This window comes from Chryseobacterium sp. Marseille-Q3244 (genome assembly GCF_940807095.1).
In the GTDB taxonomy this organism is placed as follows: domain Bacteria; phylum Bacteroidota; class Bacteroidia; order Flavobacteriales; family Weeksellaceae; genus Chryseobacterium.
In genome coordinates, this window is sequence record NZ_CALNWX010000011.1 from 66,831 (window position 1) to 80,569 (window position 13,739).

A 13,739-nucleotide genomic window follows, 5' to 3' on the forward strand; every position below is an offset into this window, starting at 1 on the left:
TTTGCGACTTAAAGTACGGTGATGGTAAATAATTTTGCGTCTTGGCGTTAATCCAACAAAAAAATCACACTTTACTCTACTTCAAAAGGACCATCAATACCAAATAGGTTTCTATGCGTGCAATTTTGGATTTAAATATATATTACTGTATTCAATTTTATCGTAGATAAAATCTTTGCGCCTTAAAGCATGAAGCAGGCAAAAAACTTGCGCCTTCGCGTTTCCAATAAAAAACATTAAACCTTATTCTGCTTCAAAAGCATCAGTAAGATCACAGGAATTCCAAAGACAGAACTTATCACATTCAATGGGATTTGAGTTTTTTCCGCAATGACAGAGAAGAACAACATAACCAGCATTCCCAGAAACATATTTAAGATCCACTGCTGCCATAATTTGGAAGGGTTATAGATCAATCGGCAAAAGTGAGGAACAATAATTCCTATAAAGAGGATAGGTCCTAAAAAAGCAGTAATAGATGCTGACAGGAGAGAGGAAGCTATAATGATTAAAAGTTTTAAATGCTTCAGATTAACTCCCAAACTCTGTGCATATGAAGTTCCTAATGAATTTCCGATTAACGGTTTTATGGATTTAAAACAGAAAAACAATCCTATCAATACTAAAATGAATAATACATAGATTTGATCTCTGGTGACCATATTATTGGCTCCAAAAGACCACAGGATGTAGTTTTTAAGACTTTGATTCTCCGCATAAAACTGTAACAGTGAAACGATGGCTCCGGCAAAAGCAGATACCAGAAACCCGAAAATAATCAGGTAAGATTTGTCCTGAAATTTATTGGACATGGATAACAGAATCAGCATCAATAATAAACTTCCTCCAATCGCCGATAAGCTAAGGAAACTGTTTTGGAGAAATTCCGGAAGCAAAATATTGTGAGAGAAGAAAATATAAAATGCTACTGATAAACTGGCCACAGAAGTAATTCCCAGGATATCAGGTCCGGCTAGTGGATTTTGAAAATATTCCTGCATCAGGAATCCTGATGTCGGAATTGAGATTCCTGCTAACAGCATGACAAGAACCCTGTTAATACGGATTTCTGCAATTTGACTCTGTGCAGAATCCTGGAAAAAATCCTGAAGATTTAAACTCAAAAATCCTGTGTTCAGATTAACGATTGCTCCTCCAAGGATGGCAATGGCCAATAATAAACACAGGATTTTAAATCTTTTTGACATGATTCAGAAAGATGTATATTTTATTTTAGAAATGCATTGATTTTAGAGTTCAATACTTCCTCTGTCATCATTCCTAAATATTCGTCTGTTTGATTTCCTTTTCTCATAAAGGTAAAAGGAATTGAACCTCCATCCCATTGCTTGAAATTATTGGAAAAGAAAGTCGGATCTAATTTTTGCCCATCCAGTAAGATAACACTAGCTCCAAGATTGTGTTCTATCACAAAATCTTTCACTTTGGTATCCCAATCAGCTTTGTCATCAAGGTTTACAAAGGTGAACTTTACAGGTTTATCTTTTAATTCCTGCATTTTATTTTTAAAACTTGGGATTTCTCTGATACAAGGTCCACACCAGGTTGCAAAAAAATTAGTAACATAGAGGGTATCATTATTTTTAGCTAATTGCTGACCTACATTTTCAGGAGACAGTTCTTTGGGAATATATGTAGCCGGTTGATCCTTTGTGTTTTGTGCTACAGCAACAGAATCGGTAACACTAGTACTGCCTTCAGCTTTTGAATTTTCTTTCTTACAGCTGTAAAGAGCAGCCAGAATTAACGTTGATAAAATTATTTTCTTCATAAATTATTTTTTATCTATTTTTGAATTGAAGTATGGAACAACAAATCTATAAAGGGAAACTAATACAGTTTCATCCGTTAAAAATAGCGAAAAAGGTAGAGCTGACCAAAAATACTTTTTCTCTGGAGTTCGTTATTCCGGAGAGTTTGAAAGAAAACTTTAAGTTTGATGCCGGGCAGTTCGTTAGTGTAAAATTTCAATCGCATGGAGAAGAAGTGATTAATGATTATTCGATGACTTCCGCTCCTTATGAAGAAAAAATATGTTTGGGAATAAAAGTGAATGCTCCTGATGGAGCTACTTCTCAGCTTTTTCAAAACTACAATGAAGGTGATGAATTAATGGTAAGTGAACCTGCCGGAAGATTTACCATAGTATCTAAGCCCAGTGAGTTCAGAACAATAGTTGCTTTTGCTGCCGGCATTGGAATTACTCCTATTTTAAGCCATTTTAAAAATATCCTTCATAACGAACCAAGAACAAGATTATTTTTGTTTTTTGGAAATAAGAGTTCAGAAGACCTGATTTACAGAGATCAGCTGGATACCCTTGCCCGAACCTGTGGTGACAGGCTACAGATCTTTTACTTCTTTTCACAGGAAAAAACTGCCGATCAGTTTTTCTATGGTAGGCTGGATGAAAAAAAATTAAATTTAATTATCAATCAGATCCTGCATTTGGACGATACTGATGAAGAATCCACGATTTGGGATGCTGTGGATGAAGTATTGATTTGCGGAAAAGGGGAGATGATTAAAACCTTAGCAAACGCCTGTTACCATCACGGAATTCCAAAACGAAATATTCATTTTGAACTTTTTGAAGAATATAATGATGATATTTATCCTGTAGAAAAAGAATTTCCGCTGATTGAAAATATAGAGGTAGAATTTACGATGCTTGGGAAAAAATATACTACCCAACTTCCTGATAATAAGGATAGAATACTACAACAGCTTTTGCTTCAGAAATTCCCTGTTCCTTATTCATGTAAATCCGGAATTTGCGGAAGTTGTGAATGTTCTTTGGAAGAAGGAGAAGTGGAACTGTTGGAAAATGAATATCTTACCGAAAAAGAAGAAATACAGGGGCATATATTAGCTTGCATGTCAATAGTGAAAAGTAAAAAAATAAAGCTTAACTTTGATCTTAGTTGAGAATTATCAGGAACATATTTAACTTAGGATTTATATCATTGGAATTAGGAATTTTAATGATATGTTTCTGTAATGTGTGGGTTTTTGGACTCACGAATGGCCGTACCTATACCAAAATTTCAAAAATTCCGCCAAGGGAAGTGGCTCTGGTGCTTGGAACTTCTCCAAAGATGAGATCAGGCCTTTCTAATCCTTATTTTACCAAGAGAATGGATGCCGTTGCCCTTCTTTACCATCATGGAAAGATCAAGAAAATTATTGTAAGTGGAGAGAAGAGTAAAGGTTACAATGAACCTGCTGCAATGAAAAACTATCTGATCTATCAGGAAGGTGTTCCGGAGGATATTATTGTTGAAGATCCTAAAGGGTTTAATACCTACAAAAGTATTCTTCGTTGTAAAGATGTTTATAAGAAGAAAAATGTCATTATTGTTTCTCAAGGATATCATAACCTTCGTGCTTTATTTTTTGCAAGAAATAATGATATGAATGCACTGGGGTTTGATGCACAGGATGTCACGAAACCTGAAAGTTTCTACAGAAATCAGGCGAGGGAAATCCTCGCCCGTGTTATTGCTGTAGTGTATTTTATTTTGGGAGTTTCTCCGGATTAGAAAGGATATCCGAAAGCAAAGTTAATTGTTGGCTTGAAAGGCTGTAGTGTTTTGAATCTCCATCGGTCTCCTTCAGGTTTATTCGGATCAAAGATTTTATAAGCAAAATCTAATCTCAGGGTAATATATGCCACATTTATTCTTAGCCCAAATCCACTACCAACACCCATTTGACTTAAGAATTTATTAAATCTGAACTGATCCTGATGGGCATCATTATGATTACGAAGACTCCATGTATTTCCTATATCTGTAAACAGGGCTCCCTCATACATATTATTAAATGGAATTCTGTACTCAATATTGGTCGTCAGTTTTACATCATTGGTCATGTAAGCACGTACCCTCTCATCTACCTGAGAATCAGCAGGACCTAGTCCTCCAAAGGCCACCCAGGCTCTGATATCATTGGAACCACCGTTAAAATAAGACTTAATAATAGGCATGTCATCTGAGTTTCCATAAGGAATACCCACTCCGATAAACTGACGGAGAACTAAGGTCTGATTGCCGTTGAATTTAAAATATTTCCTTGTATCAATATCAAATTTTACAAATTGAGCATAAGGGATTCCAAAGATTGTTTTTTGCGGTGCTGAAACAACGCCTCCATCATTACTTTTCTTATTGAACAGACTTAAAATATTACCAGCAAGTTCAACTTTTCCATTAAAGTAAAATGCATTTGGATAATCCTTCTTTCCAATTTCATTATAAACAAAATTATAGATCATAGAAGAAATAAAGACATCCTGGGTTTGTCTTTCTTTATTGATAAGACTTCCTCTGAATGTTGTCAGTAAATCTAAGCCTTGTGGATTAAGAGTAGCTCGGTAGCTGTCATCATTAATGATTTTCTGAGATACGTCATCTTTTGTAGTTTTTCCGGATTGTATATCTGCTTCAAGATCAATCCCGTAATGAGCAGAATAGTTAGCAACTATTTCTTTTCTGACCACTTCATCGTTAACGAAGTAATCATAATAAGCATTTTTATTTTTCGTTAAACTGATCTGAGTATTAAATAACGTCAGTTTATGGTATACTTGTTCATTAACGGTTGCCTGATAGTTTAATCCGGTATTAAAGTTAACTCTCCCCAATCCAATATTATTCTGTATGGATGCTCCCAATAGAATAGATGAAGTAGGAGTATATCTTTTAGGGATAAATTTATAATAATTAAAAGGCAGTAACAATCTTGGGAAGTTTAGAGATGCCTGAGCTGATATTTCATAGGCTAATACTCTTTTATCAGTATTCTCCGTACTCGCAATAGACCCGAATGTGCCTGAAAGACTTGTAGAAAGGTTTTCTGCTCCTTTAAAAAGATTTCGGGTAGTAAGGTCTACAGAAGGAGAGATTCCAAGATTCAAGATCTGGGAATAATTAAGATCCGTTCCTACTTTCAGTTCATACTTAGGAAGCGGTTTCAATATATATAAGACATCTACAATACTGTCATTAGGGGAAGTAACGCCCCCGCGTCTTAGAGAGTCTCTTGCTTTTACGATGCTAAAATTGTTCATCGTTAAAAGGTTTCTCTTGGTTACGTCCAGTTTTTGTTGATCGTATGTCTGCTTGCTGTCTACAATGATGGTTCTCCATAATGAAGATGTCTTATATTTATCATTCATTTTATGGAATCTTATCCTTCTTAAACTGTCTTTTACTGTATTTTTAGGATAATCACTAGCTTCATCTACGATGGCAACATCAATATTTCCAAAAGTAGCTTTCTTATAAGGACGGTCTAAAGAATCTTTATGAATTTCCAAAGTAAGAGGAACCTGCTTTTTGCTTTTTAAAGAGTCAGCAACGAAATAGACCTCGTCATTGGTACTGTTGAACTTATAATATCCATATTCTCTCATTAAGTCAGTAATCCTTGTTACTTCCTTTTCAAGAACAGTTTGGTCAAGAATTTTACCTGATCTTACAAGCGTTTTATTCAGATGCGTATTGTAAATCTGTTTGATACCCTGGTCCGGAATATTAAAAAAGTAATCTTTAATATAGGTAGGGTCATTGTGTTTGATGAAATAATTGACTGCTGCTTTTTTAGATGCAGAGTCTAAACTATGCTTGTATTTCACTTCTGCATCCCAGTACCCTCTGTAGGTCAGCCTTTTTTTGATGGATTCTGCCCCTTTTTCACTTCTGGTCTGATCCAGAATAACAGGTGGAGATCCCCACGTATGCAATAAACGGTCAAAGAAAAGATTTTTCCCGACACTATTTTTCATATTATACTTAATAAATAATGAGTCTCTCAGTTTCTGATCTCTCATTTCACGGGGATACGTCATGTACTCATTAAGGATAGTATCGTATTTTGGATTGGCCATATTATAAAACATAAGGCCTAAAGGCATAAAAAGAATTTGCTTCTTATTAGGCTTCTGCTGGACATAATCTTTCAGCTCCTCATCAAAAAATTCTTTCTTATCCTCGAATTCAAAATTGTTCTTAGTAAGCAGATAATCACCATCTGGAACCTTTTTTGTGGTACTACAAGCATAAAGGAGACCAACAAATGTTGCAAATGAGATAATTTTATAATATTTTTGAGGAGAATTCTTATAATGCTTACAGCTCATACAATAAAAGTTTTACAATCTTTAGATAAAAAGAAGTTCAGACAAAAATACAATTTGTTTTTGGTTGAAGGTAATAAAATCATTTGTGAACTTTTCAATTCTAACTTTAAAGTTAAAGAAATATTATCAACCGATCCACAAAAATTGGACCGTACTGATAGCCCTATTACTCATATCTCTGAAAATGAGTTAAAAAAAATCAGTTTTCTTAAAACCCCAAAAGATTCCGTTGCGGTATGTTATCTGCCAGAGGAAGAATCATGGGCAGATAAGAATATACAACTTGTTTTGGATGGTATTCAGGATCCGGGAAATTTGGGTACCATTATCCGATTGGCAGACTGGTTCGGAATAGAACAGATCATTTGTAGTGAAGATACCGTAGATTTTTACAATCCAAAGGTGATCCAGGCAACAATGGGATCTTTTACAAGAGTAAATATCGTTTATACAAACCTTGTTGAATATCTTTCTAAAACCGAAAATGTAAATATCGGAACGGATATGGATGGAGAAAACATCTATACCTTCGAGAAGCCTGAAAAAATAAATCTGATTCTTGGAAATGAAGGAAATGGTATGAGACCGGAAACAGAAAAATTACTGCAAAAATGCATCAGCATTCCAAGGTTTGGAAAATCCCAGTCTACAGAAAGCCTGAATGTATCAATGGCAGCCGGGATTATTTTAGGACAGCTATTTTCTAAATAGATTTTAGACTTCAGATATCAGATTTCAGACATTATCCGCGTGGGAAAATTGATTACCCAATTGATAGATCTGAAATCTGATATCTAAAACCTATAAAAGTTTCTATATCAATTGTTCCATGCTGGAAACACTTTTATTTTTCTGGTATTCTTCCAGTTTTTTTCTGACAAACTTCAAAGCAATAGGAGCAAGGTAAATTAAAGCAGCTCCTACCAACTTATTCTTCCAGTTAGAACTTTTCATGTTCTTCTTGGCGTAATTCCCTACAATGGCTGTAACCCCCAGTTTAACAATGCTGTCTGCAATGTTTCCTTTGAAAGCAGAACTTGCAAGTCCTACAGCGGTATTCTTACTGATCAGAAGATCTTTTACTTCAGAAGTAAGCTGCTTGGCAATGACATCCTTTCTCAAAACAACTTTTTCATCACCGTCTTCGTCTACTTTTTCCTGGAGATACTGATCGCTGAGACCGTTGGTGAATGCACTAAGACTTTCTTTTGTATTTTTAAAAGTAAGAAGATTTTCAAGATCATTAATTTCACCTTGGAGCAGTTTTTTCTTTCTTCTTAGTTCTTCTATGCTTTCGTATTTTCTGCCCATAGTTTAATGATTTAAAAATTTAATAACCTGATCTGCAACGGTATTCACAATTTTGTTTTTAAATGCAATGACAAAAGCCATTACCAAAGCATAAAATGCTGCAACGATTAAGAATCCGTATGAATAATTATCCAATGCTTTCCCAATAAGAAAAGCAATTCCGAAGTTGAAAAGGATAATAAAAAAAGCAAAAGCAACAAGCAGTACTACAAAGTAGGTAATGAGCCCGGCAGAAAGAGAAGACTTTTCAGTAGCTTCAATTTTCAGAAGGTCTATTCTCTTCGAGGCATATTCTTTAATAGTTTCTATCATTGTTTTTTTTTAAAGTTACAAAAAAAGGAACTTTCGCACAAAAGTTCCTTTCTGTAATTTACTTAAAAAAGATAAATTACTTATGATTTAAGATCATTCAGTTCCGCTTCTACATCCTTTACTACGTCTGCAGTTTTAGAAACAATCTGATCTTTGTATTTGTCATACCCGTCTTTCATAGTATGTGCTACGTTGCTAGCTGTTTCTTTAAAAGTAGAAGAAATATTGCCATACTGGTCTTTCACTTTTTCAGAAACCTCTCCGTACTTGTTTTTAGCCTGATCTTTTAAATCATTCGCTTTAGTCTTGATTTTTTTTCTGGTTTCTTTTCCTTCTTCCGGTGCATATAACATCCCTAAGATTACACCTGCTGCAGCACCTGCAAGAAGTCCCGCCAATATACCTGCTGTATTTTTTCCGTTTTTAGACATTTTAAGTTTTTTAATAGTTAATAATAGATTAGTTTTTACACTAATAAAACTTACAATTTGTATACCAAAGGAGGCTTTCTGCCTATTAAAAATTGTTAAATCTTTTCGATGTAAGAAAGAATCAGTTCTATGGTTTCTTCTTTAGTAAGCTCAGAATTATCAATTACCGTAGCGTCGTCAGCCTGCTTCAATGGGGCAATTTCACGCTCGCTATCGATTTTGTCTCTTTCAATCAGGTTTTGCTTTACCTGCTCTTTATCAGCTTGAATTCCCAGTCCTTTTAATTCGAGAAATCTTCTGTTGGTTCTTTCATCTATACTGGCAGTAAGAAAGAATTTGTAGTCCGCATTTGGCAGAACTACTGTCCCAATGTCACGTCCGTCCATGATGACTCCTCCTTTTTCTGCTATAGAACGCTGAGACTGTAATAAATAATCTCTTACTTCTTTTTGTTTGGCTACAAGACTTACATTATCAGAAACTTCATTGGTACGGATTTCCTTAGAAATATCTACATTATTAAGATAAATAACAAGTGTTCCGTCATTGTTTTTAAATTCAAGGTGAATCTGATCTAAGGATGAAAATAAAGTTTTCAGATCAATGCCACCTTCTTCATTCAGACAATGTTGCAGAGCAAACCAGGTAACTCCTCTGTAAAGCGCTCCTGTATCCATATGAATAAGTCCTAGCTTATCAGCAATGATTTTGGAGATAGAACTTTTTCCGGTAGACGAGTACCCATCGATAGCTATTACAGGTTTTTTCATACTGCAAATTTCTAGATTTTTTTTAGAAAATCAAGAACTAATAAGAAATTTTAAGAGGTATTTAAGAGTTTTTCTATTCTCCTCTATGGCTGGAAAGATCCATGGAAATACCTATCTGATTGACGTTAGATGAGTTATGGTATCTTATGTGGGCATAATCTATACGGAATTTTGAAACTTTAATTCCAAATCCGCCAGAAAGTCCTGAAAAGTTTCTTTGATCTGCCACAGCAAGTTCATTTCCTCTTTTTACATTATATCCCAATCTGATATTAAAGTTTTTTTCGGGAAATAATTCTGCTCCTAAAGAGAAGTGATCGGCAATTTTTCTGCCTGCATTCACTTTCTGCCCATCCTTATTATATTCTGATGAAATATTAAACTCTTGAAGGTCATGTGCAGTAATGGTAATAGCAAGAGGGAAGTTTTTCAATATTCTTGTATATCCTATATCCACTCGGAACGGAAGATTTTCACGGGTTCCATTGAATGATTTCAGTTGAAAACCGAAGTTTCTTAATACAAGAGACAGAACTTCTTTGTTCTTTTTATTATGATATGTAATTCCGGCAGTTCCTGAGATTGCGGAAGAAGTATAGTTGTCTATTTTTGAGGTAACGAAATTTAATCCTCCACCAATGGTCCAGTCTTCTTCAAACTGGTAAGCATATCCGGCACCAATAGCTACATCAGAAGCCTTATATTCTCCGTCCTGAAAACCACTTTCATCAGTTCTCGGGATACTTCCGTAGCTCATATACCTTGCATTGATAGTGGCCATGTGGCCATTTTCAAAGTCTTTGGCATACGCAATGGTTCCGTATTTGGAGTCGGCAAGATAAGCGGTAGCGTTTACAGAAAGCTGCTTGTCTGAATCTTTATTTAACAGGGCCGGGTTTGCAATAGCAAAGGAAACATCATAATCTCTTATCGAAATTGCATCTCCACCCAAGGCTGCCTGTCTTGCAGATACAGGTACATTTAAGAACGGATACACATTTGTTCCTGTTTGCGCATAAGAAACAATTCCTGATAGAAATAATGAAAAAATGATAATTTTCTTCAACTCAATTTATAATTAATGCAAAAATAATCCTTTTTCGTACTTTTCAAAATATTTCTTACATTATTTCTAATTAAATATTTTTCTTTTATCAATATTTTTAATGATTATATTTGCAAAATCAAATTTTGGAGAAACAACTCTATTAAAAAGTTTATTAAAAATAAAAGATGAAATATAAAAGAATCCTTCTAAAACTTAGCGGTGAGGCCTTAATGGGGAACAGACAATACGGTATTGACAACGAAAGACTGCAGGAATATGCTGCTGAGATTAAAAAAGTAGTTGAAAAAGGCTGTGAAGTAGCGATCGTCATTGGAGGAGGAAATATTTTCCGTGGTGTAGCTGGAGCTGCAAAAGGAATGGACAGAGTACAGGGAGACTACATGGGAATGTTAGCTACTGTAATCAATGGTATGGCATTACAAGGGGCATTGGAGGATGCTGGAATCAAGACAAGACTTCAGTCTGCGATCGAAATGGATAAAGTTGCCGAGCCTTTCATCAAAAGAAGAGCCGTAAGACACCTTGAAAAAGGGAGAGTAGTGATCTTCGGTGCAGGTACAGGAAATCCTTATTTTACAACAGATACAGCGGCAACATTGAGAGCAATTGAAATTGGCGCAGATGTTATTCTTAAAGGAACAAGAGTAGACGGGATTTATGACAGTGATCCTGAAAAGAATGCTGATGCTGTAAAATATAATTCCTTATCTTTCGATGAAGTATTTGAGAAAAACCTTAAGGTAATGGATATGACTGCCTTTACTTTGAGTCACGAAAATAAATTGCCTATTATTGTATTCGATATGAATAAAGATGGGAATTTAGTAAGAATCGTGGATGGAGAAAATGTAGGTACCCTGGTTGATTTGTAATCAGGTGATCGGGATAGGTAGCAGATAATAACTAAAGAGTTTACTATCACTCATTGTTTATTATTAATTACTCATCATTTTACTCATCATTTATCACTAATGTGCAATTTATCAAACTTTAATATAATAATGGAAGAATTAGATTTAATATTAGAATCTGTAAAACAGGACATGGACGCAGCGGTAAAACACCTTGACCATGCATTTCAAAGAATCAGAGCAGGACGTGCTTCTACAGCAATGGTTCAGGATGTAATGGTTGAATACTATGGAGCACCTACTCCTATTAACCAGGTTGCCAATGTTTCCGTTCCAGATGCAATGACCATTTCTATTCAACCTTGGGACAGAACAGCGATCAACGCTATTGAAAAAGCTATTATCAATTCAAACTTAGGTTTTGCACCTTCTAACAATGGAGAAAACATTATTCTTAATGTACCGCCTCTAACAGAGGAAAGAAGAAGAGAATTGGCAAAACAGGCTAAAAGCGAAACTGAGCAGACAAAAATCGTTGTAAGAAATGCAAGACAGGAAGGTTTGAAAGAACTTAAAAAGCTAGATGGTGTTTCTGAAGATGTTGTGAAAGGGGTGGAAGAAGAAATCCAGACTTACACAGATAAGTACACAAAGCTTTGCGATGAGCATCTTAAGACAAAAGAAGCTGAAATTATGAAAGTATAATTTTCAGTTTTGAAAATAATGAAAGAGGATTCCGGTTTGGAATCCTCTTTTTTTATTAAAATATTTACAAATTAATTAGAATTATCTAGATGTTATAATATATTGATAAGTATTATCGTTATATTTATCGAATTATTCCTGAAGTACTATAAAAACAGGATGAATAACATAAAGATGATGACCAGAATTATTGGAGTGGGGAATTATATCCCGTCAGAAACAATTACCAATTTATTTTTTGACAAGCATATTTTCCTCAATGAGGATGGAGCTTTATTAAAAGACAATAATGCCTCAATAACAGAGAAATTAAAAAAAATTACAGGCATTGAAGAAAGAAGATATGCCAAAAGTACACAAGTCACTTCAGATTTAGGACTTAAAGCAGCTCAGGCGGCTATAGAAAATGCAGGAATAGATCCTGAAACACTGGATTATATTATATTCGCTCACAATTTTGGAGATGTGCGTTTTGGTACTGTGCAGTCTGATACAGTTCCGAGTCTTGCTGCCCGGGTGAAGCATTTATTGGGGATACGGAACAACTTCTGTGTTGCATATGATGTTTTGTTTGGGTGTCCGGGTTGGATTGAAGGAGTAATACAAGCCAATGCCTTTATCAAAGCAGGTATTGCCAAGCGTTGTTTGGTGATTGGAGCTGAGACGCTCTCCCGTGTGGCGGATATTCACGACAGAGACAGTATGATCTATGCTGACGGTGCAGGAGCAGCTGTTTTGGAAGCTAATATGGATGATGAGTCTGGAATAAAATCTCATTTGTCTGCATCTTTTACCTTCACAGAAAAGGACTATTTATATTTTGGTAAATCTTATAACAATGAGAAATGTCCGGATACCAAATATATTAAAATGGATGGAAGAAAAATTTACGAATTTGCCCTTCTGCATGTTCCTGAAGCTATGAAAAAATGCCTGGATAATAGTGGATATTCAATTCATGAATTAAATAAAATTATTATTCATCAGGCTAATGAAAAAATGGATGAAGCCATTGTTAACAGGTTTTATCAATTGTATAATACTCCAACCCCGAAACACATCATGCCAATGGTAATTCATAAACTTGGCAATAGCAGTGTTGCAACTATTCCATCCTTACTTGCCATGATTTTAAAAGGTGAATTAGAAGATCATGAGATCAAAAAGAATGATGTTGTTTTGTTTGCTTCAGTAGGAGCGGGGATGAATATTAATGCTTTTGTCTATCAATTTTAATCATTTATAAATAATGTTTTAACAAAAAAAGAGGCCCCAAATTTGGAGCCTCTTTTATCGTATTCGATAATTTATTTACAGTTTTCGTTGTAATCTATAATGACTTCTTCTACAATTTCCGGAATGTTTGACATTACATCGTCAATCTGACTTTTGATTAATCTGCCGAGACCGGATCTTTTCTTTTCATCATTCTTCAGGGAAGCATAAGCACCGCTGGTAACCTTGCCTTTAGCATAGCTGCAGTCTGCAATAATTATTTTTGCTTTAGCCAGGGTGAGTTCTTCAATTTTACCTCCTTTCTTGCTATAAATATAAGAAGGCATTTCTCTCATTCTCTTGGTTTCAGCTTCAGCAACTGCAATCTGACTTCCGGCTGAAAAGGTAGTAGGATAACCGTATAGCTTATATACTTTGATTTTTCCATCTGTTACAATTTCAGCAAACTGTGTGCTTTTTGTAAGGTTGTTGAAGGCTTTGAGGTTACCACTTAAACCTCCCGTTGCCGTATTAAACCCTTCTTTAGTATTGGTATATTTGATATTTTCGAAGTGTCTTTCGATATTGTTATTATCAATGGCGACATATTCTTTGATGTCATCAGTATCCAGTGTTTTGAACTTCTGTTTCTTTTTAGATTTATCAATATCAGATACAGCAACAAATTTTACTTTTTTCTGATTATCCCAGGGAGACATAGCATCTCCGTTTAATCTTACAATTCCTTCTATTTTTTTGCCACTTTTGTCGATGATATACCCATATCTTTCATCACCTCTTAATTCATAATCTGTATTGTTGTCCTCCTGTGCGTAAGCATTAAAAGAAACCAGTGCAAACAGGCTTAAAGCCAGTACTTTTTTCATATAGTTATAGTTTTATTTTTTTGCA

At 35.0% G+C, this 13,739-nt stretch carries 15 protein-coding genes; 6 read left to right on the forward strand and 9 right to left on the reverse strand.

Annotated elements, in window-relative coordinates; genetic code table 11:
* Positions 1-236: 236 nt before the first annotated feature.
* Both NBX25_RS17900 and NBX25_RS17905 read right to left on the reverse strand, forming a co-directional pair.
* Positions 237-1,208, reverse strand: a complete 972-nt coding sequence (locus NBX25_RS17900) for a FecCD family ABC transporter permease (RefSeq protein WP_250254695.1) — start codon at positions 1,206-1,208, stop codon at positions 237-239.
* Between the two features lie 20 nt (positions 1,209-1,228).
* The gene (locus tag NBX25_RS17905; protein WP_123911651.1) at positions 1,229-1,792 is read right to left on the reverse strand and encodes a TlpA family protein disulfide reductase; all 564 of its coding nucleotides are present in this window, start codon (positions 1,790-1,792) and stop codon (positions 1,229-1,231) included.
* A 32-nt stretch (positions 1,793-1,824) separates the two neighbouring features.
* Here NBX25_RS17905 and NBX25_RS17910 point away from each other — a divergent pair, with 32 nt between their 5' ends.
* On the forward strand, positions 1,825-2,949 hold the full coding sequence (locus tag NBX25_RS17910) for a ferredoxin--NADP reductase (protein ID WP_250254697.1): 1,125 nt from the start codon (positions 1,825-1,827) through the stop codon (positions 2,947-2,949).
* A 56-nt stretch (positions 2,950-3,005) separates the two neighbouring features.
* The gene (locus tag NBX25_RS17915; protein ID WP_378170560.1) at positions 3,006-3,563 is read left to right on the forward strand and encodes a SanA/YdcF family protein; all 558 of its coding nucleotides are present in this window, start codon (positions 3,006-3,008) and stop codon (positions 3,561-3,563) included.
* On the opposite strand, the gene tamL is transcribed toward NBX25_RS17915, so the two are convergent.
* Positions 3,560-6,163 carry a translocation and assembly module lipoprotein TamL gene (gene tamL, locus NBX25_RS17920; protein ID WP_250254699.1) on the reverse strand — a complete coding sequence of 868 codons (2,604 nt, stop codon included), beginning with the start codon at positions 6,161-6,163 and terminating at the stop codon, positions 3,560-3,562. The genes NBX25_RS17915 and tamL overlap by 4 nt on opposite strands.
* On the opposite strand from tamL, the gene NBX25_RS17925 reads away from it, so the two are divergent.
* Positions 6,149-6,874, forward strand: coding sequence for a TrmH family RNA methyltransferase (locus tag NBX25_RS17925; RefSeq protein ID WP_250254701.1), 726 nt, complete (start codon positions 6,149-6,151; stop codon positions 6,872-6,874). The two genes, tamL and NBX25_RS17925, sit on opposite strands and share 15 nt — an antisense overlap.
* Before the next feature lie 102 nt (positions 6,875-6,976).
* On the opposite strand, the gene NBX25_RS17930 is transcribed toward NBX25_RS17925, so the two are convergent.
* The 5 genes from NBX25_RS17930 to porQ all read right to left on the reverse strand — a co-directional run bounded on the left by NBX25_RS17930 (position 6,977) and on the right by porQ (position 10,053).
* Positions 6,977-7,474: a phosphoribosyl-ATP pyrophosphatase gene (locus NBX25_RS17930; RefSeq protein WP_123911646.1), complete on the reverse strand. Its 498-nt coding sequence runs from the start codon at positions 7,472-7,474 to the stop codon at positions 6,977-6,979.
* 3 nt (positions 7,475-7,477) lie between these two features.
* A complete protein-coding gene (locus NBX25_RS17935; RefSeq protein WP_047496002.1) occupies positions 7,478-7,786 on the reverse strand; it encodes a phage holin family protein in 309 nt (102 codons plus the stop codon).
* Positions 7,787-7,866: 80 nt separating this feature from the next.
* On the reverse strand, positions 7,867-8,217 hold the full coding sequence (locus NBX25_RS17940) for a YtxH domain-containing protein (protein WP_123911645.1): 351 nt from the start codon (positions 8,215-8,217) through the stop codon (positions 7,867-7,869).
* Positions 8,218-8,312: 95 nt separating this feature from the next.
* The gene (cmk, locus tag NBX25_RS17945) at positions 8,313-8,987 is read right to left on the reverse strand and encodes a (d)CMP kinase (protein WP_123911644.1); all 675 of its coding nucleotides are present in this window, start codon (positions 8,985-8,987) and stop codon (positions 8,313-8,315) included.
* A 73-nt stretch (positions 8,988-9,060) separates the two neighbouring features.
* Entirely contained in the window at positions 9,061-10,053 is a 993-nt protein-coding gene (gene porQ / locus NBX25_RS17950; protein WP_123855715.1) for a type IX secretion system protein PorQ, read from the reverse strand.
* Between the two features lie 167 nt (positions 10,054-10,220).
* On the opposite strand from porQ, the gene pyrH reads away from it, so the two are divergent.
* The 3 genes from pyrH to NBX25_RS17965 all read left to right on the forward strand — a co-directional run bounded on the left by pyrH (position 10,221) and on the right by NBX25_RS17965 (position 12,848).
* On the forward strand, positions 10,221-10,928 hold the full coding sequence (gene pyrH, locus NBX25_RS17955; protein WP_123911643.1) for a UMP kinase: 708 nt from the start codon (positions 10,221-10,223) through the stop codon (positions 10,926-10,928).
* A 129-nt stretch (positions 10,929-11,057) separates the two neighbouring features.
* Positions 11,058-11,612 carry a ribosome recycling factor gene (gene frr / locus NBX25_RS17960; RefSeq protein WP_123911642.1) on the forward strand — a complete coding sequence of 185 codons (555 nt, stop codon included), beginning with the start codon at positions 11,058-11,060 and terminating at the stop codon, positions 11,610-11,612.
* Between the two features lie 174 nt (positions 11,613-11,786).
* On the forward strand, positions 11,787-12,848 hold the full coding sequence (locus NBX25_RS17965) for a 3-oxoacyl-ACP synthase III family protein (protein ID WP_123911883.1): 1,062 nt from the start codon (positions 11,787-11,789) through the stop codon (positions 12,846-12,848).
* Between the two features lie 71 nt (positions 12,849-12,919).
* Here the strand turns inward: NBX25_RS17965 and NBX25_RS17970 are convergent, their stop codons facing one another.
* Positions 12,920-13,714, reverse strand: coding sequence for a hypothetical protein (locus tag NBX25_RS17970; protein WP_123911641.1), 795 nt, complete (start codon positions 13,712-13,714; stop codon positions 12,920-12,922).
* Positions 13,715-13,739 lie beyond the last annotated feature (25 nt).